The 17,844-nt window shown below is 59.4% G+C and carries 23 protein-coding genes; 19 read left to right on the top strand and 4 right to left on the bottom strand.

The annotated features are described in order from the left end of the window. Window position 1 precedes the first annotated feature (1 nt). From VLA07_RS02395 to recX, 14 genes are all read left to right on the top strand, one after another. Window positions 2-1,051 (top strand): phage baseplate assembly protein, encoded by a 1,050-nt coding sequence (locus VLA07_RS02395; RefSeq protein WP_333988346.1) that lies wholly within the window; start codon window positions 2-4, stop codon window positions 1,049-1,051. Window positions 1,052-1,188: 137 nt separating this feature from the next. Then, window positions 1,189-1,698 carry a phage baseplate assembly protein V gene (locus tag VLA07_RS02390; RefSeq protein ID WP_027611071.1) on the top strand — a complete coding sequence of 170 codons (510 nt, stop codon included), beginning with the start codon at window positions 1,189-1,191 and terminating at the stop codon, window positions 1,696-1,698. Next, window positions 1,698-2,096 carry a phage GP46 family protein gene (locus tag VLA07_RS02385; RefSeq protein WP_007964342.1) on the top strand — a complete coding sequence of 133 codons (399 nt, stop codon included), beginning with the start codon at window positions 1,698-1,700 and terminating at the stop codon, window positions 2,094-2,096. The genes VLA07_RS02390 and VLA07_RS02385 overlap by 1 nt, the downstream gene beginning before the upstream one ends. Then, window positions 2,086-3,129, top strand: coding sequence for a baseplate J/gp47 family protein (locus VLA07_RS02380; RefSeq protein ID WP_333988344.1), 1,044 nt, complete (start codon window positions 2,086-2,088; stop codon window positions 3,127-3,129). The genes VLA07_RS02385 and VLA07_RS02380 overlap by 11 nt, the downstream gene beginning before the upstream one ends. Then, window positions 3,117-3,716 carry a YmfQ family protein gene (locus VLA07_RS02375; protein WP_330206355.1) on the top strand — a complete coding sequence of 200 codons (600 nt, stop codon included), beginning with the start codon at window positions 3,117-3,119 and terminating at the stop codon, window positions 3,714-3,716. Before VLA07_RS02380 ends, VLA07_RS02375 begins: the two co-directional genes overlap by 13 nt. 11 nt (window positions 3,717-3,727) lie before the next feature. Beyond that, a complete protein-coding gene (locus tag VLA07_RS02370; protein WP_333988343.1) occupies window positions 3,728-5,281 on the top strand; it encodes a phage tail protein in 1,554 nt (517 codons plus the stop codon). Window position 5,282: 1 nt separating this feature from the next. Further along, window positions 5,283-5,750, top strand: a complete 468-nt coding sequence (locus tag VLA07_RS02365; protein ID WP_274621276.1) for a tail fiber assembly protein — start codon at window positions 5,283-5,285, stop codon at window positions 5,748-5,750. Between the two features lie 145 nt (window positions 5,751-5,895). Then, window positions 5,896-6,783, top strand: a complete 888-nt coding sequence (locus tag VLA07_RS02360) for a gp53-like domain-containing protein (RefSeq protein ID WP_123587011.1) — start codon at window positions 5,896-5,898, stop codon at window positions 6,781-6,783. Then, entirely contained in the window at window positions 6,784-7,230 is a 447-nt protein-coding gene (locus VLA07_RS02355) for a phage tail assembly chaperone (protein ID WP_247269377.1), read from the top strand. It abuts the gene before it with no gap. Window positions 7,231-7,344: 114 nt separating this feature from the next. Continuing rightward, window positions 7,345-7,911, top strand: a complete 567-nt coding sequence (locus tag VLA07_RS02350; RefSeq protein ID WP_333988342.1) for a glycoside hydrolase family 19 protein — start codon at window positions 7,345-7,347, stop codon at window positions 7,909-7,911. Further along, window positions 7,890-8,414: a lysis system i-spanin subunit Rz gene (locus VLA07_RS02345; RefSeq protein WP_333988341.1), complete on the top strand. Its 525-nt coding sequence runs from the start codon at window positions 7,890-7,892 to the stop codon at window positions 8,412-8,414. Before VLA07_RS02350 ends, VLA07_RS02345 begins: the two co-directional genes overlap by 22 nt. Before the next feature lie 68 nt (window positions 8,415-8,482). Further along, window positions 8,483-8,983 (top strand): CinA family protein, encoded by a 501-nt coding sequence (locus VLA07_RS02340; protein WP_333988340.1) that lies wholly within the window; start codon window positions 8,483-8,485, stop codon window positions 8,981-8,983. 83 nt (window positions 8,984-9,066) lie between these two features. Next, window positions 9,067-10,125, top strand: coding sequence for a recombinase RecA (gene recA, locus VLA07_RS02335; protein ID WP_003222269.1), 1,059 nt, complete (start codon window positions 9,067-9,069; stop codon window positions 10,123-10,125). 8 nt (window positions 10,126-10,133) lie between these two features. After that, window positions 10,134-10,604, top strand: a complete 471-nt coding sequence (gene recX, locus VLA07_RS02330) for a recombination regulator RecX (protein ID WP_003222270.1) — start codon at window positions 10,134-10,136, stop codon at window positions 10,602-10,604. Between the two features lie 56 nt (window positions 10,605-10,660). Here recX and VLA07_RS02325 read toward each other — a convergent pair whose 3' ends face one another. Continuing rightward, window positions 10,661-11,779, bottom strand: a complete 1,119-nt coding sequence (locus VLA07_RS02325) for a TIGR00730 family Rossman fold protein (protein ID WP_333988339.1) — start codon at window positions 11,777-11,779, stop codon at window positions 10,661-10,663. 356 nt (window positions 11,780-12,135) lie between these two features. Here VLA07_RS02325 and VLA07_RS02320 point away from each other — a divergent pair, with 356 nt between their 5' ends. Continuing rightward, window positions 12,136-12,330, top strand: a complete 195-nt coding sequence (locus VLA07_RS02320; protein ID WP_027611087.1) for a hypothetical protein — start codon at window positions 12,136-12,138, stop codon at window positions 12,328-12,330. Here VLA07_RS02320 and VLA07_RS02315 read toward each other — a convergent pair whose 3' ends face one another. Further along, window positions 12,331-12,756: a PA3611 family quorum-sensing-regulated virulence factor gene (locus tag VLA07_RS02315; protein ID WP_027611088.1), complete on the bottom strand. Its 426-nt coding sequence runs from the start codon at window positions 12,754-12,756 to the stop codon at window positions 12,331-12,333. A 189-nt stretch (window positions 12,757-12,945) separates the two neighbouring features. Here VLA07_RS02315 and VLA07_RS02310 point away from each other — a divergent pair, with 189 nt between their 5' ends. The 3 genes from VLA07_RS02310 to VLA07_RS02300 all read left to right on the top strand — a co-directional run bounded on the left by VLA07_RS02310 (window position 12,946) and on the right by VLA07_RS02300 (window position 15,004). Further along, entirely contained in the window at window positions 12,946-13,692 is a 747-nt protein-coding gene (locus VLA07_RS02310; protein ID WP_333988506.1) for a tRNA-uridine aminocarboxypropyltransferase, read from the top strand. Window positions 13,693-13,916: 224 nt separating this feature from the next. Next, window positions 13,917-14,567 (top strand): response regulator transcription factor ErdR, encoded by a 651-nt coding sequence (erdR, locus tag VLA07_RS02305; RefSeq protein ID WP_027611090.1) that lies wholly within the window; start codon window positions 13,917-13,919, stop codon window positions 14,565-14,567. A 74-nt stretch (window positions 14,568-14,641) separates the two neighbouring features. Beyond that, window positions 14,642-15,004: a diacylglycerol kinase gene (locus VLA07_RS02300; RefSeq protein WP_003222276.1), complete on the top strand. Its 363-nt coding sequence runs from the start codon at window positions 14,642-14,644 to the stop codon at window positions 15,002-15,004. Here VLA07_RS02300 and VLA07_RS02295 read toward each other — a convergent pair. Beyond that, window positions 15,001-15,927, bottom strand: coding sequence for a LysR family transcriptional regulator (locus tag VLA07_RS02295; RefSeq protein ID WP_007964377.1), 927 nt, complete (start codon window positions 15,925-15,927; stop codon window positions 15,001-15,003). The two genes, VLA07_RS02300 and VLA07_RS02295, sit on opposite strands and share 4 nt — an antisense overlap. Window positions 15,928-16,060: 133 nt before the next feature. On the opposite strand from VLA07_RS02295, the gene fpr reads away from it, so the two are divergent. Next, window positions 16,061-16,840: a ferredoxin-NADP reductase gene (gene fpr / locus VLA07_RS02290; RefSeq protein ID WP_003222277.1), complete on the top strand. Its 780-nt coding sequence runs from the start codon at window positions 16,061-16,063 to the stop codon at window positions 16,838-16,840. 170 nt (window positions 16,841-17,010) lie between these two features. On the opposite strand, the gene tsaA is transcribed toward fpr, so the two are convergent. After that, complete coding sequence (gene tsaA, locus VLA07_RS02285; protein ID WP_027611092.1) at window positions 17,011-17,709, bottom strand: tRNA (N6-threonylcarbamoyladenosine(37)-N6)-methyltransferase TrmO; 699 nt, start codon at window positions 17,707-17,709, stop codon at window positions 17,011-17,013. Between the last annotated feature and the right edge of the window lie 135 nt (window positions 17,710-17,844).

Genomic DNA, 17,844 nt, shown 5'->3' with positions numbered 1-17,844 from the left:
CATGAGCGAGATGGATAACCATGTCACGCTGACCGTCAACAACATGGAATACGGTGGCTGGAAAAGTGTGGAAATCACCGCCGATCTTGAGCGCCAGTTCCGCACCTTCAAACTCGACATCACCTGGCAGTGGCCGGGGCAGACGGTGGATCAACGGATCAAACCGGGTGACCCGTGCGAAGTGAAAATTGGCCAGGACCTGGTGCTCACCGGCTACGTGTTCAAGGCGCCGATCAGTTATGACGGACGCCAGATCAGCTTGAGTATCGAGGGCAGTTCCAAGACTCAGGATCTGGTCGATTGCGCAGCCACCAACCGGCCGAACCAATGGCAGGAGCAACCGCTGCTGAGCATCGTCCAGGCTCTGGCGGCGGAATACTCGCTGTACGTGGTCAACGAAATTCCCGAGACCGCGCGGCTCGCCAAACACACCATCGTGCCGGGCGAAACGGTGTTCCAGTCGATCGATCGTCTGCTCTCGCTGTTCCGGGTGTTTTCCACCGATGACGAGCAGGGCCGGCTGGTGCTGGCCAAGCCCGGTAGTGGTGGTCGGGCCAGTGACGCGCTGGAGTTGGGCAAGAACATTCTGTCGGCGAACGCGCCGATGGATCAGAGCCAGGTGTTTTCTGAATACCGAGTGATCGGTCAGCAGAAAGGCTCGGACAAGAAGAGCGGGGCGGCCGTCAGCGAGGTTCAATCCAGCGCGGCTGATCTGAGCTTCAAGCGCCGCCGCACCACGATCATCAACGAGGGCACCGCGCTGACGTTCGAGTTGGCCCAGCAACGCGCCCAATGGGAAAGCGCCACCCGCATGGGCCGGGCGCAGACCACCACCTATCAGGTGCAGGGCTGGCGTCAGGCCAATGGCGATCTGTGGCGCCACAACACGCTGGTGAAGGTCACGGATCCGGTACTCGGCTTTGACGGCGACATGCTGATCTCCAAAGTCACGTATTCGCTCTCGGCGCAGGGCTCGGTGACCACGCTGCAAGTGGCGCCACCGCATACCTTCGATCCTGATCCCATCCCACCGAAAAAAAACCAGGCCTGACACCCATTCCCTGTGGGAGCGGGCTTGCTCGCGAAAGCGTCGGCAGGTCCAACATCCCATTGACTGACCCACCGCTTTCGCGAGCAAGCCCGCTCCCACATTTTGTCCGTGTCGGGTCTGCTCCCTGAGGACAATTCATGAGCCTACTGACACGCCTGCTGGCGCGCGGCACTGTCGTGCTCGCCCATTCGGCATCCAAGCTGCAATCGCTGCAAATGCGCCTCACCGCCGGCGAGGTGAACGACGACATGGAGCACTTCGAACCCTATGGTTTCACCAGCAACCCGCTGGCCGGCGCCGAAGGCATCGTCACGTTTCTCGGCGGTGACCGTTCCCACGCCATCGCCCTGGTGGTCGCCGACCGCCGCTATCGCTTGCAGTCGCTGGCCTCTGGCGAAGTGGCGATCTACACCGACGAGGGCGACAAAATTCACTTCAAGCGCGGGCGGATCATCGACATCGAAACCGCCACCCTGAACATCCGCGCCAGCAGCGCGGTGAACTTCGACACGCCGGTGATCAACCAGACCGGCAAGATCGTTTCCACCGGCGACCAACTCGCCGGCGGCATCAGCCAGATCAAACACGTGCACGTCGGCGTGCAGGCCGGTAGCGGCCAGACCGGTGCGCCGGCAGGAGGCAAATAATGCTTGTCAGCCAGAACCTCCACGCCGCACTGACCCGCGCCGTGCTCATCAGCCTGTTCACCTGGCGCCGCGCCGCCGATGACGACGCCCTCGACGACGAGGAGCGCTTCGGCTGGTGGGGCGACAGCTTTCCCACCGTCGCCGACGATCGCATCGGTTCGCGGCTGTGGCTTTTGCGTCGGGTCAAGCTGACCCGACAGACCCAGATGGACGCCGAGTTCTATGCCCGCGAAGCCCTGCAATGGCTGATCGACGACGGCCACTGCAGCGCCATCGACATCATCAGCGAACGCCTCGACGCCCAGCGCCTGAACCTGCGCACGGTCCTGACCCTGGCCGATGGCGAACGTCTGGACATCAACCCCGATAACAGTTGGCAGGTGATCTATGCCGTTTGAAACCCCTTCGCTGCCGGTGCTGATCAAGCGCACCCAAAGCGACCTGGCCGGCGATTCGCTGCGCCAGTCCGATGCGCAAGTGTTGGCCCGCACACTCGGTGGCGCGGCTTATGGTCTGTACGGTTATCTCGACTGGATCGCCGAGCAGATCCTGCCGGACAAGGCCGACGAATCGACCCTGGAACGCATCGCCGCGCTGCGCCTGAACCAGCCACGCAAACCGGCGCAAGTCGCCACCGGCAGCGTCAGTTTTACCGCGACCGCCGGTGCGGTGCTGGATGTCGACACGCTGCTGCAAGCGAGCGATGGCCGTACCTACAAAGTCACCGCCGCGCGCACCACCGTCAATGGCAGCAACACCACCACGATTGCTGCGCTCGACGCTGGCAGCCTCGGTAATGCCGACGACGGTCTGGCGCTGAACCCGGTGCAGCCGATCGCCGGTGTAGTCGGCAACAGTTTTGTGGTGCTCGCGCCCGGCCTCAGTGGTGGCGTGGCGCGAGAAAGCCTGGAGTCGTTGCGCTCGCGGGTGATCCGCTCTTATCGCGTGATCCCCCACGGCGGTTCGGCCAGCGACTACGAAACCTGGGCGCTGGAAGTGCCGGGTGTGACGCGGGCCTGGTGTCGTGGCGGGGATGGTGGTTTGGGCATTGTCAGCCTGTTCATCATGCGCGATGACGATCCCCAGCCGATTCCCGGGGATGAACAACTGGCCGAAGTTCAGGCCTATATCGATCCGTTGCGTCCGGTAACAGCCGAGTTGCACGTGCTGGCACCGGAGCAAGTCTCCGTCACCTACAAAATGCGCTTGAACCCGGATACCAGCGCCGTGCGCGCGGCTGTGGAAGCGCAGCTGCGCGACTTGCACAACCGGGAAGCCGGTCTGGGCGAGACCTTGCTGCAAAGTCACATCCGCGAAGCAATCAGCAGTGCCACCGGCGAATACGACCACCAACTGTTTGCTCCCGTCGGCAATGTCGTACCAACCGCCAACCAATTGTTGACCTTCGGGGGCTGCGTATGGGAGGCATAAGAACTCCGGCGCAATATCAGGCCCAGTTGCGCAACTTAATGCCGAGTGGTCCGGCCTGGGATCCAGAGCGAGTACCAGAACTGGATGCAGTGCTTGAGGGCATTTCTCAGGAGCTGGCACGCCTGGACGCCCGCGCCGTTGACCTGCAGAACGAAATGGATCCTGCCGGAGTCAGCGAGCTGGTACCGGACTGGGAGCGGGTAATGAATTTGCCTGACCCCTGCCTGGGACAGAAACCGTTGTTTGACGATCGGCGTCTGGCCGTGCGCCGACGATTGCTCGCAGTCGGCAGCCAGACCATTGGCTATTTCGTTGAAATTGCCCGAAGTCAAGGCTACCCCAACGCCAGTGTTACTGAGTTGAGGGCGCCGCGAATGGGGCGCTCACGTTTTGGTATCGGGCACTTTGGCAGTTGGCAGGCGCAGTTCATGTGGACCCTCAATACCGGCGGGCGGCAATTCATCGGCCGCCGTTTTGGCGCCAGTTACTGGGGCGAGCGCTTTGGCGTGAACCCGGGAAGTGCCCTGGAATGCCTTATCCACCGAAGTGCACCTGCGCATACCCACGTGCACATCAACTATGAATAGAGGTTAGAAGTATGGATTACCCAAGAAACACCCCCGGTGTCGGGCTGGTGAATGGACAGTTTGTGGACGAAAACCCGGTGGCGGGAACACCGGGGTCGTTGATCCCGGCGACCTGGGGCAATGCCGTTACGCAAGAGATCCTGAACGTGATCAAAGCGGCGGGGATGGAGCCACAGGAAGATGTTTCAACGCAGTTGCTGGAGGCCATCCAGAGTTTTGCTGCGCATGATTTCAAAAACTCGGTGCGGGTCGCGACAACGGGAGCGATTGCCCTCAGCGGCTTGCAAGACATCGACGGAGTACAACTTGCCGTAGCCGATCGAGTGCTGGTCAAGGATCAGCCCAATGCGTCGCAAAATGGTGTTTACGTGGTGGCTGTCGGCTCATGGTCGCGTGCAGTGGATGCGGCTCAAGACTATCAAGTGACCAGCAGTTTTATCATTGCGACCGATGACGGCGTAGTGAACAAGTCCCGTCTTTGGCAACTGACCACGCCGGGTCCAATCAAGGTCGGAACCACGGCGCTGACGTTTGAATTACTGGCGGGTTGCACCGGGGTTGCATCCGGCGAATACCGCAAGGTCACGGTCAATGCACGCGGGCAGGTGACTGCCGGCTCTAATCCGACCACGCTTGATGGATACGGAATTGCGGATGCTTATACCAAAGTGGCTGCCAATAGTGCCTTTGTGAAACAAGGCACTGGTGCCGGGCAACTTGGCAATTCGGTCTCCATTGGCTGGGATGGCAAGAACATCCTGATCCAGGTAGATGCCACGAGTTTTGGCAACCTGTGGTGCTCGGCCAACTTTGATCCAGGCACCAAGGCCAACGTGTCGGACGTTTACAGCAAGGGGGCAACAAATGCCTTGCTGGACGCCAAGATCGGTTCGGATGCGTGTTCGGTGGCCGGTTTTGCAGGTGGTAGTTCCGCTTCGCCGTATATGCGAAACAAAAACAACAACGAAGTTGTGATGCTGGCGAAAACTGCCTCGACACTGGCTGGCTATGGCATCACAGATGGCATGACCCGTGCCGAGATCACCGGACAAGTCAATGCTCGAGTTCTGAGTGATGGCATTACTTGGGCAGGGTTTGCCAGTAACGACCCGAATCAGCCCTATATGCGGCGGACTTCCGATAACGGTGTTTATCTGCTGCAACCTCGTCTCGGGTTTACGCCGGTTCGCCAAGGCGGCGGAAACTTCCAGTCGACCAATACGGTAATGATTGGTTGGGCGGCTGATGGTACTTCTCTGCGCGCACAGGTCGATGCTACCGATCTGGGTAGCATCTGGACCGATGGTATCGGTAATCCCAAAGCGGTTGCCGCGCAATCGACCGCAGAGGCCGGGGTGGTCGGCTCTTATGCCTTGCTGGTCGTTGGCGGTGGTGGTGCTACAGGCACGGGGGGGCTCGCTGCCGGTGTCAATTGCCGGTTCACGGCCACCGACGGTACTGCCTGGGGCGGAGCACCTGCCGGCACTTGGCGAATTATGGGCGCTATCCGAAACGCGGACGGTGCCAGTCCGGACTCCACCACTCTATGCCTGAGAGTTTATTGAAATGATGACAATTCTGAGTGCACGTCAGCCTTGCTGGAACGACGTGGAACATACCTCGCTAAACCTGTTGGTTACCTTCGAAGAGACCAGGGACTCATTGGGTGAAGTGCCATTTACGGCTTCCCCGAAAGATCCTGAACCTCACGGTCGAGAGTTGTTTGAACGAGCGATTACGCTGGAATACGGCGACATCGCCGAACCTGATCAAGAGTCACTGAAAAATGCAGTACGAATGAAATCCTCCGGACTTTCAGCATTGGCCTCGTCGATGATCACGAAGTTGCAGGGTGACGTGAACACGCTTCAGGACTCCGTGGCACTGGGCATGGCAACGGACGCAGAAGTCACGCAATTGCCAACGACTCAGGCACAACTGGATCTTTGGAGAAAGTACCGGGTACTGCTTTCCAGGGTCGAAACTCAGCCCACTTTCCCTCGTGCGATCGATTGGCCACCGCAGCCTGATTGAATGCTTTTGTGCAGGAGCCGAGTGCGTCAGGCCTGGAAACTGTATGCAAGTCGCCAATGAAATTTGCTTATTGCAAATGCGTTCAAGGGACAGGACAGGTTGTGTGCGCGACTCGGCGTCGACTCAGTAATAGCCGGAGACAAAAATGGATTATCCAAAGAGTGTGCCCAATATCGGACTGGTCAACGGCAGGTTCGTGGATGAAAACCCTACAAGCGGAGCGCCGGGTTCGTTGATTCCCGCCGTGTGGGGCAATGGAGTAACGCAGGAGATTTTGAGTGTCGTGCAGGCAGCGGGTATTACGCCGGATGAGGCGGCCAATGATCAACTGCTTGGCGCACTTCGCAGTCCAGCGCTGTTTTTGACCGCTCCCCAGTTTGATAAAGGTCGGTCAGTAGCCACTGCTGAGTTTGTTCAACGTGCATTGGGCAGTTACGCAAGTGCACGTGGAATATCCACCGCAACGCAACTGTCGGTCGCTGATATCGGTTGCACGATCGGAATGGGAGGAACAATTGCCTATACCGTTACCTTACCTGACGCAGCCTCAGTACCGGATGGCGCGACGATTGGCCTGCACTGTCGCAACAGTGCCCCGGTCACCGTTGCCAGCAAAGCCGGAGCACAGATCAGTCCACAAGGCTCCTATTTGACTTCGATTGTGATGAACAGCGGAGAAAGTGCCAACTTTGTCAAAGAGAGCGGCATCTGGACGGTTTATGGAACGGCAAGCCTGAAATATGCCGCGCTGTTCTCCGGGCTTGTGAGTAACCCTGGGTATCAGAAACACGCCAGTGGGAATATCGATCAGTGGGGCTCGGGAGTATCGAATGCTGACGGTAATGTGTATGTGACATTTCCGATCCCGTTTCCGCGAGGCTACTTCTCAGTTGTGGCAACCCATTCGGGGGGCGACGCGGCGATGGTCGCAGTGACCGCGTTCAGCCAGCAGGGCTGCACGCTGAAAATCCGTAATTCTGCCGGTCAAGTGAGTGTGGGTTGGTCCGTGAACTATTTTGCAAAGGGTTATTAAATGAACACTTTCAATGTTTTGTTCAGCGCCAGCACGTGCAGCGCATATGTGCCGGGTATCAACTCGTCGGACATCCCTGACGACGTTATTGAAATTCCTCAGGGCTATTGGATTTCCCTGCTGCAGCAGCTGGCAGTCACTCCAAAAATGATTGGTGTGCGTGCCGACAATGGTTTTCCGATTCTGGTTGACCCGCCGCCGCCCTCGTCGGATGAAGCCGCTGCAGCCGAGCGCTCTTGGCGCACGGCACAATTGGTCGCCTCTGACTGGTTGGTGGCGCGCGACCGGGATGAACTTGAGGATGGCGACGGCACCACGTTGACCACCGAGCAGTACGCTCAATTGCAGGCTTATCGTCGTGCGCTGCGAGACTGGCCGCAAGGATCATTCTTTCCGTTCAGCGAGCACCGACCGGTGGCTCCGGGGTGGTTGGCTGCTGCAGGATGAAACAGTAGCAACTGATTAAAGCCACTATTGCCTGAAAACTCCGGAAAAAAATGGCTGGCAAGCATTCGCTCTTATCCATGATTCAATCGGAGCATCCAGGGAGGATTACGCATTATGCAAATAACCGAAGACAACCTTAAAACCATCATGCCCAACGCCCGCTCCCAAGCGGGCGTTTTTGTTTCTGCACTGAATAACGCAATGAATCGCCGCCATATCGACACGCCCAAACGTATCGCTGCGTTTCTTGCGCAGATCGGTCACGAGTCGGGCCAGTTGCAATACGTGCGCGAGCTGGGCAACAACCAGTACCTGAGCAAATACGACACTGGCACGCTGGCGTTACGTCTGGGCAACACGCCCGAGGCCGACGGCGACGGGCAGAAATACCGCGGTCGCGGGCTGATCCAGATCACCGGGCGCAGCAACTATCGGCAGTGCAGTCTCGGCCTGTTCGGCGATGAACGTCTGCTGTCCTTGCCGGAATTGCTTGAGCAACCGCAATGGGCAGCGGAATCGGCGGCATGGTTCTGGGAACAGAACGGCCTGAACGATCTGGCCGACCGCGATCAGTTCAACAGCATCACCCGCCGAATCAACGGCGGGTTGAATGGCCTGCAGGATCGGCTCGACATCTGGACGCGGGCGAGGGCGGTGCTATGTCCGTCTCCTGGCGTTTAACCGGCTTTTTGTTACTGACCTTGGGAGGCGCTGCGCTGGCCTGGCAGTTTCAGGACTGGCGTTACGGGCGACAACTCGCGGAGCAGGCGCGGTTAAACGCCGACACTCTCAATCAGCTGAATGTGGCCGCAGCCAGCGCGCAGCAGGTCGAGCAGGATAAACGTCTGGCCCTTGAGCAACGCCTCGCGGCCAGTGAACAAACCCACTATCGAGCACTCAGTGATGCCCAACGTGATCAGGATCGCCTGCGCGATCGTCTTGCCACTGCTGATTTGCGCCTGTCAGTCCTCATCGACGCCGGCGACGCTGCCCAAGGCTGCGGGGTGCCAGCCGCCACCGGCCCCGGCCCCGGCGGCGTGGATCATGCAGCCGTACGCGCCCGACTTGACCCGGCGCATGCTCAACGAATTATCGCCATCACCGACACCGGCGACCGCGGACTGATTGCCTTGCAGGCCTGCCAGGCCTATGTCAGAGCGCTGGCGCCCGAACATTTTGAATGAGTCTGTGTATTGAAAGCGCAACCGGGTCGTGTACGGTGGTAGTCATTCCACCCGATCCGGAGCGCACCGTGAAAGAGATCACTCAACTGGCTGCCGAGCTCGGCCGACGTTTGCAGTTGCTCAACGCCCACGTCACCACGGCCGAGTCGTGTACCGGTGGCGGGATTGCTGAAGCGATCACGCGGATTCCGGGGAGCTCGGCGTGGTTCGAGGCCGGTTACGTGACCTACTCCAACCGGCAGAAGACCCGGCAACTGAATGTCCCCGTCGAATTGTTCGGCACGGTGGGTGCGGTCAGTCGCGAAGTCGTCGAGGCGATGGTGCGTGGTGCGCAGAAGCACAGTCTGGCGCGGTTTGCCGTGGCGGTCAGCGGCGTGGCGGGGCCCGATGGCGGTACACCGAACAAACCGGTGGGCACGGTGTGGCTGGCCTGGGGCGTGGGCGATGCGGTTTCCAGTGAGGTTCAGCACTTCCCCGGCAACCGCGATGAAGTCCGCCGACAAACGGTGAAGGCCGCGCTAGAGGGGCTGTTGCGACTAGCGGCACGAGAAATCGAAAATCAGGGGTAGGCGATCCGCGAACGCTGTGGAATAATACTGGCTACTTATACAGGTGTTGGCCGTCAGGCCTTATTGATTACGTGAGGACTTTAATGGACGACAACAAGAAGAAAGCCTTGGCTGCGGCCCTGGGTCAGATCGAACGTCAATTCGGCAAGGGTGCCGTAATGCGTATGGGCGATCAGGACCGTCAGGCGATCCCGGCTATCTCCACCGGCTCTCTGGGTCTGGACATCGCACTCGGCATCGGCGGTCTGCCAAAAGGCCGTATCGTTGAAATCTACGGTCCTGAATCTTCCGGTAAAACCACACTGACACTGTCCGTGATCGCCCAGGCTCAAAAAGCCGGCGCGACCTGCGCTTTCGTCGACGCCGAACACGCTCTCGATCCTGAATACGCCGGCAAGCTGGGCGTCAACGTCGACGACCTGCTGGTGTCCCAGCCGGACACCGGCGAACAGGCACTGGAAATCACCGACATGCTGGTGCGCTCCAACGCAGTAGACGTGATCATCGTCGACTCGGTGGCGGCACTGGTACCGAAGGCTGAAATCGAAGGCGAAATGGGTGACATGCACGTGGGCCTGCAAGCCCGTCTGATGTCCCAGGCGCTGCGTAAAATCACCGGTAACATCAAGAACGCCAACTGCCTGGTGATCTTCATCAACCAGATCCGCATGAAGATCGGCGTGATGTTCGGCAGCCCGGAAACCACCACCGGTGGTAACGCGCTGAAGTTCTACGCCTCGGTCCGTCTCGACATCCGCCGTACCGGCGCGGTGAAGGAAGGCGACGAAGTGGTCGGCAGCGAAACCCGCGTCAAGGTTGTGAAGAACAAGGTGGCTTCGCCGTTCCGTCAGGCTGAGTTCCAGATTCTTTACGGCAAGGGCATCTACCTCAATGGCGAGATGATCGACCTGGGCGTGCTGCATGGTTTCGTCGAGAAATCCGGCGCCTGGTATGCCTATGAAGGCACCAAGATCGGTCAGGGCAAGGCCAACTCGGCCAAGTTCCTGGCAGACAACCCGGAAGTCGCTGCCAAGCTCGAGAAGCAGCTGCGTGACAAACTGCTGTCGCCAGCGGTGATCGCCGATTCCAAGGCTTCTGCGGTCAAAGAGACCGAAGACGACCTGGCTGACGCTGATATCTGATCGCAGCGATGACCACCGCTGTACTCGATACCCTCGTCGCGGTGCGGCGAACCGCCATGGACCTGCTCGCTCGACGCGAGCACGGTCGAGTCGAACTGACGCGTAAACTGCGTCAGCGCGGCGCCGAGGCGGAAATGATAGAAACAGCCCTCGACCGGTTGACGGAAGAGGGGCTGCTTTCCGAAGCCCGTTACCTTGAAAGCTTTGTTTCCTACCGTGCCCGTTCCGGCTATGGCCCTTTGCGCATTCGTGAAGAGCTGGGCCAACGGGGTTTGCAACGTGCCGATATCGAGCTCGCTCTGCGTGAAAGCGGTATCGACTGGCAGGAGCAGCTTCGCGAGACGTGGCAACGCAAGTTCTCCGGACACTTGCCGATTGATGCCAAGGAACGCGCCAAGCAAGGCCGTTTCCTCGCCTATCGGGGGTTTTCGATGGAGATGATCAACCGCTTGTTCAGCGGCAGAGGCATGGACGATTAAATCGGTTTAAATAGAAACGGCCCGCTATGAAAATAGCGGGCCGTTTTTTTTTGCCTTCAAATTACCTTTGATGGCTCACGTGCACGTTGGGCGGTCTGCGGTTGGGTGTGAGCCCAGTTTTCGGGGAGGTTGATGTAATCCACCAGTTCCCTGAGACGGCCATGATTTCGGGCATTGAACGCGAAAGCCAACCGCACCAGGTGGCTGTACTGCGCTTCGTCATGTTCCTCGCCGCTGTAAGCGTGTTGATGGAACTGGTCACTCAGGCACAGATCGGCGAAAGCCTCCTGCATATGCGCCATCGCCACGTCACTGAGCTTGTGATGCATACGAATCACGAACTGACGCTTGAGCCAGCGACTGGAGTGGAAGTTGCTGTAGAACTGGTTGATCTGCTCCACCGCCTCATCGACGTTATAGACCAGACGCATCAATTTCAGGTCGGTGGGCAGGATGTAGTGGTTCACTTCGAGCTGCTGGCGAATGAAATCCAGCGCGCCTTGCCAGAATGTTCCGCCCGGCGCATCCAGCAACACCACCGGCACCAACGGGCTTTTGCCGGTCTGGATCAGCGTCAGTACTTCCAGTGCCTCGTCCAGGGTGCCGAACCCGCCAGGGCACAGCACCAGCGCATCGGCTTCCTTGACGAAGAACAGTTTGCGGGTGAAGAAAAAATGGAACGGCAGCAGATTGCCGGTGCCGTCCACAGTCGGGTTGGCATGCTGCTCGAAGGGCAGGGTGATGTTGAACCCGAGGCTGTGGTCACGCCCGGCGCCTTCGTGCGCGGCGGCCATGATCCCGCCACCCGCACCGGTGATGACCATCATGTCTGATCGCGTCAGGGCCGCGCCGAGTTCACGCGCCATTGCATACAGGGGGTGCTCGACCGGCGTGCGCGCCGAGCCGAATACCGTGACTTTGCGTCGTCCCTTGAATTGTTCCAGCACCCGGAACGCCTGCTCCAGTTCACGCAGGGCCTGCAGGGTGATCTTGGCGTTCCAGCGGTTGTGATCCTCTTGGGCCATGCGCAGCACGGTCAGGATCATGTCGCGATAAATCGGCAGGTTCGGGCTGTCGGGGGAAATCTGCTTGAGCTGTTCTTCGACCTTGCTGATGAGGTCGGGGCCGCTTTCCTGAAAATGTCGGCTGAGCAGGTCATTCGGTTGGTAAGGCATTCAACGTCTCCTTCTGCACAGAGCGGGTGGCCCTGACGTGCGGCGTCAGTGCCGCGCTGCAAAAACACACACTCGGCAGCTCCTTTTTCTGCCGTGAACAGGTGATCGGGAATACTTTGAATCTAGACCCTTGCGAGCCATTGCGCTGAGTTGATCTTTACGCCGCGCAGGCTTTGCTGGCAACCGTTGCGGGTTTATTGGAAATGAATATTCACCACTCGTCCGAAGGTACGCCGTAGAGCAATCACTCTGATTTACTAACCTACAGGCACTGTACGACAGCTTTGAGTCAGCAATCGTACGCAGGGTGCGCGTTTTTCAAGGATTCGCGGGTAGCAGGCATGGAGGCGGGAGAGATGGCCAGAGTGGTTCTGGAAATCGATACGCAGTTGTATCGGATGCTGAAAGCATCAGCCGAGACCAATCAAGTGAGTCTCGAAGAGGAGTGCTGCCGTCGGTTGGCAGGTGGAGAACGACGTTCTCGCTACTTGCAGGCCCTGGTGGCCGAATTGCGCGCCGAGGATGAACAACGGCGCGCCAATACCCGATGATTACTTCTTCTTCGCCGGGGCAGCTTTCGGGCAATCGGAATCCTGGTAGCTGGCCGAGCCGATGGCCTTGTTGGTTTTATATTCACTGAAGTCGTAACGCATGATCGCACCCTTGGCCATCAGCTTGCGGTACGACGGGTTATTGCACACCGAAGCACCCAGCTGGAAATACACGGCTTTTGGGTCAGCGCGCATCTTTTCGGCGTGGCTGGCCTGGACGCTCAGGTGGTTGATCAGGGTAACGCCCTCAACGGTGTAGCCCTGATCGAGAATGTCTTCATTGATCGCCCGCGGCGTGCCGACGCTGCTTTGCTCGGCGATGTTGCGCAGTTCTTTGTTCAGATTCTGCTCTTTCAAGGACGCCGCTTGTGCGCTGAAGGACAACGCCAGTGCGATGGCCGCGGTAGGAACGATAAGGCGCAGCATGAAACTCTCCTGATTCAGTGACTGGTGGTTCGACCAGCCCCGTGGCTGTGCGTTCAGTGGCGCCGGATTATAGGGGAGCCGGTCGGGACGGTACAGGTTTGCGCTCGTCGCTCTGGTAAACTGCCGGCCTTTATTGCCTTGCCGAGTGCTGTGTGTGTCGAGTTTTCCTGCCATAAGGCGTTGCCCGTGATCCATCATGCCCCCAACGCCGTAGCCCGCTTGCGTGACCAGCGCGAGGACGAAGGTATCAAGCCGATTCAGGCCCGTGGTTTTCGCTCCGAGCGTTGCCGCGACTGCCGGGTGATCATCAGCCACTGCCTGTGCGCCTGGCGGCCGACCGTCGAAAGCCGTTCCGGTGTGTGTCTGATCATGACCGGCAAGGAAGTGTTCAAGCCGAGCAACACCGGCTGGTTGATCGCCGATGTGGTGCGCGACAACCACGCGTTCATCTGGTCGCGCACCGAACCCGACCCGCGGATGCTGGCGCTGCTCAACGACCCGCAATGGCAGCCGTACCTTGTATTTCCCGGCGAATATGTAGAACCGTCGCGGGTGACCAACACCGTCGTGCCCGATAGCAGCAAGCGTCCGTTGTTCATCCTGCTGGATGCGACCTGGACCGAGGCGCGCAAGATTTTCCGCAAGAGTCCGTACTTCGACCGTTTGCCGATTCTCAGCCTGCTGCCCGACAGACTCTCGCGTTATCGCCTGCGCCGCTCGACCCGCAGCGAGCACCTGTGCACCGCCGAAGTCGCGGCTTTGTGCCTGGAACTGGCCGGGGACAGCGATGCAGCGTCGGCGCTGGACGCTTACTTCGATGTGTTCAGCCAGCATTATCTGGGCGCCAAACAACAGTTGCCGCTCAACGAGTCGACTCCGGCCCACGCCGAGCTCTTGCCTTATATACGAAAGCCGCAAGCGGTGTTGGCCCGATAGTGGCCCATACTTCACCCAGCGGCGGCCGTGCTGCTTGACCACCCCGGCTACGCTGGGCATGCTTGGCGCCGATTGGGGTGCGGCCAGGGTTTGAAACGCCGTGTTTGCTCGTGATTGGCGTTGAACGTGCCCCTGTGGATAGCGCTGTGCGGCGGTATCTCGAGTTGCTTTGGCGAGGCCCGAATGCGTCGGGTCTGCCATCAAAAAACAGGATCATTTGAAAAATGGCCACATACGACATCCTGATTGCCGATGATCACCCTCTGTTTCGTAGCGCGCTGCATCAAGCGGTGACACTGGGCCTTGGCCCGGATGTGCGACTGGTGGAGGTGGCGAGCATCGCCGAGCTGGAAGCGCGCCTGACCGAAAAATCCGACTGGGATCTGGTCCTGCTGGACCTGAACATGCCCGGCGCGTTCGGGTTTTCCGGTCTGGTCATGCTGCGCGGGCAGTACCCGCAGATTCCGGTGGTGATGGTCTCGGCCCAGGAAGAGGCTTCGGTCATGGTCAAGTCCCGGGAGTTCGGCGCCAGTGGCTTCATTCCCAAGTCCAGCGACCTGAATGTGATTCAGCAAGCTGTGCGCAAGGTGCTCGATGGCGATGTGTTCTGGCCCCCGCAGGCATTCGAAGCCGTCAGTGTCTCCGATGAAGCCAAAGCCGCCAGCGACGGCCTGGCCAGTCTCACCCCGCAGCAGTTCCGCGTACTGACCATGGTCTGTGAAGGCCTGCTGAACAAGCAGATTGCCTACGAGTTGAGCGTGTCCGAAGCGACCATCAAGGCCCACGTCACGGCGATCTTTCGCAAGTTGAATGTGCGCACCCGGACTCAGGCGGCATTACTTCTGCAACAACTTGAGTCAATTCCGAGCCAATAAAGGCTGGCGTCTTCACGCTTTTTTGACTTTTGTTGCTCTAGCTTTCCCACTCCTTTCTGGTTGGTTTTTACGTTATGTCACCTTTCAAGGGCCAGACCGGCCTGAAACGCATCCTCAACGCATCCGGTTACTCGCTGGACGGCCTGCGCGCAGCCTTCACCGGCGAAGCCGCATTTCGCCAACTGGTGCTGCTCAATGTGGTGCTGATTCCGCTGACGTTCTTCCTGAATGTCAGTCGCGTCGAACAGGCACTGCTGATCGCCGTGTGCCTGCTGGCGCTGATCGTCGAGTTGCTGAACTCGGCGGTAGAAGCGGCGATTGACCGCATTTCCCTGGAACTGCACCCGCTGTCGAAGAACGCCAAGGACATGGGCAGCGCCGCGCAATTCGTGGCCCTGAGCATGATTGCCCTGGTGTGGGCGGTGATTCTGCTTTAAGCGATACTCGGCAAGACGATCTCGTCGCTGCGCTGCACCCCGGCGGTGAAGGCGCGGCACAGATCGAGAAACTCGCGCATGGCCGAAGTCTGGTATTTCTGCTTGTGCCAGATGAAGTAGAACTGCCGGGCCAGGTCCAGATCCGGGGTTTCCACCGCCACCAGGCTACCGCGTCGAAACGCATCACGCAGCGCCAGCCGCGAAATACAGCCAATCCCCAACCCTGATTCCACCGCGCGTTTGATCGCTTCGGTGTGCTCCAGCTCCAGGCGGATATTCAGCGCACTGCGATGGTGCCGCATGGCCTGATCAAAGGTCAGGCGCGTGCCGGAACCCTGTTCACGCAGAATCCACGCTTCGTGCGTCAACTCTTCCATGGTCGCGCTGCCACGTTTGGCCAGTGGGTGCTGCGGCGCGCAAAACACCACCAGTTCATCTTCCACCCAGCTCTGCACTTCGATGTCCGGATGGCTGCAGTCGCCTTCGATTAGACCCAGATCAATTTCGTAATGAGCGACTTGATGCACGATATTGGCAGTGTTCTGTACGTGCAGTTTTACCTGGCTTTCCGGATGGCGCTGCATGAAGCCGCCGATCAGCAGGGTCGCCAGGTAATTGCCGATGGTCAGGGTGGCGCCCACCGAGAGTGAGCCGAAACCGGATTTGCCGTTGAGCAGGTCTTCGATTTCCTTGGACTGGTCGAGCAGTGCCACCGCTTGCGGCAACAGCTGTTTACCGAGGGCGTTCAGGCTCAGGCGTTTGCCGGCGCGATCGAACAGCTGGCAGCTGGACTGGCGCTCCAGTTCGGTGATCGAGGTGCTCGCCGCCGACTGCGAGAGGTTGAGCAGACCCGCAGCACGGGATACGCTTTCCTGCTGGGCGACGGCGACGAAGACTTGCAGTTGACGAAGAGTAAATCGCATATCGATATAACCGATAACCCTTATCTTAATAATCCAGTTAACAGATATTGTCGTCGCTATTAGAATGCGATGCAATTGCGCACTGTTGGCCGCAAAGGCGAGCGCAGACCCAATATCCAGGAGTCCCACGTACATGAGCAACATGAACCACGAGCGTGTCCTCAGTGTTCACCACTGGAACGACACTCTGTTCAGCTTCAAGTGCACCCGCGATCCGGGCCTGCGCTTCGAGAACGGTCAGTTCGTGATGATCGGCCTGCAACAGCCAAACGGCCGCCCGCTTATGCGCGCTTACTCGATCGCCAGCCCGAACTGGGAAGAGCATCTCGAGTTCTTCAGCATCAAAGTGCCTGATGGTCCGCTGACCTCGCAGCTGCAGCACCTGAAGGAAGGCGACGAGATCATCATCTCGAAGAAGCCTACCGGCACCCTGGTGCTGGACGACCTGAACCCGGGCAAGCATCTGTATCTGCTGAGCACCGGCACCGGTCTGGCGCCGTTCATGAGCGTGATCCAGGACCCGGAAACCTACGAGCGCTTTGAAAAAGTGATCCTGGTGCACGGCGTACGCTACGTCAACGAAGTCGCCTACCGCGAATTCATCACCGAGCACCTGCCGCAGAACGAGTTCTTCGGTGAAGCGCTGCGTGACAAGCTGATCTACTACCCGACCGTGACCCGCGAGCCGTTTGAGAACCAGGGCCGTCTGACCGACCTGATGCGCAGCGGCAAGCTGTTCAGCGACATCGGTCTGCCACCGATCAACCCGCAGGACGACCGCGCAATGATCTGCGGCAGCCCGAGCATGCTCGACGAGACCAGCGAAGTGCTCGACAGCTTCGGCCTGAAGATCTCGGCGCGTATGCGCGAGCCGGGTGACTACCTGATCGAGCGTGCATTCGTCGAGAAGTAACCCGCAATACCTGTGGGAGCGGGCTTGCTCGCGAAGGCGTCGTGTCAGCCAACACACCTGTTAATGACAGACCGCTTTCGCGAGCAAGCCCGCTCCCACAATGGTTTCGTGCTACACAGAAAAGCCCGCGTTGCCTGAGAAGGCAGCGCGGGCTTTTGCGTTTCCGGGGTTCAGGTGTTGGCGGGGATGACTTCCAGTACCCGGATCTGCTCCGGCGTCGGGTAATGCCAGCGCACGTCCAGATCCCAGAACTGCGCACCGTATTCGCGCTCTGGTGTCGGCGTCTGATACGCCGGACGCGGATCCTGGGCCAGACACTGCTCGATCAACTCGACCAGAGGCTCGCCGAGGCGCTGAGCATGGCCGTGCGCCTGTTGCAGTGCGGCGTCCGTCCACCGCACGTCAATCAGCTGTGGCGCGGCGCTGGCGATGCTGTTGGAGGCGTCAGCGATGATGTCGGCGTAAGGTACATAGGGTTTGATGTCGAGAATCGGTGTGCCATCGAGCAAATCGATCCCCGAAATGAACAGCCGATTGGCCTCGACCTTGTCCAGCTTCACCACAGACTGCCCGATGCCATTGGGCCGGTGCGTCGCACGGGTGGCGAACACGCCCATGGACTTGTTACCGCCCAGACGCGGTGGCCGCACCTTCAGACGCGGCTTCTCTTCCAGCGCCTGATGAAACAGGAACAACAGCCAGACGTGGCTGACCTGCTCTAGCCCCTGCACGGCGTCTCCCTGATCGAACGGCGCCACCAGTTCCAGCACGCCACGGGCGGCGGGAGCCAGTTGCGGCTGGCGCGGGATGGCGAACTTCTCCTTGAAGCAGGAGCGCACGAAGCCGATGGGGGAGACGCTGTAAGTCATGGTCTGGAGTCGAGGTGGGAGCGGGGTGGGGATGATAACCCGAGGTGGCCGGGCCGACGCCTTCGCGAGCAAGCCCGCTCCCACAGGGATCTCGAGTGGAGTCCGGTTTTGTGTCAGCCACAAAACCTGTGGGAG

It is taken from the genome of Pseudomonas sp. S3(2024) (assembly GCF_036861315.1).
GTDB classification, from domain to species: Bacteria; Pseudomonadota; Gammaproteobacteria; order Pseudomonadales; family Pseudomonadaceae; genus Aquipseudomonas; species Aquipseudomonas putida_A.
Note: the sequence above shows the minus strand (reverse complement) of the source record. Positions and strands in the feature narration are given on the sequence as shown.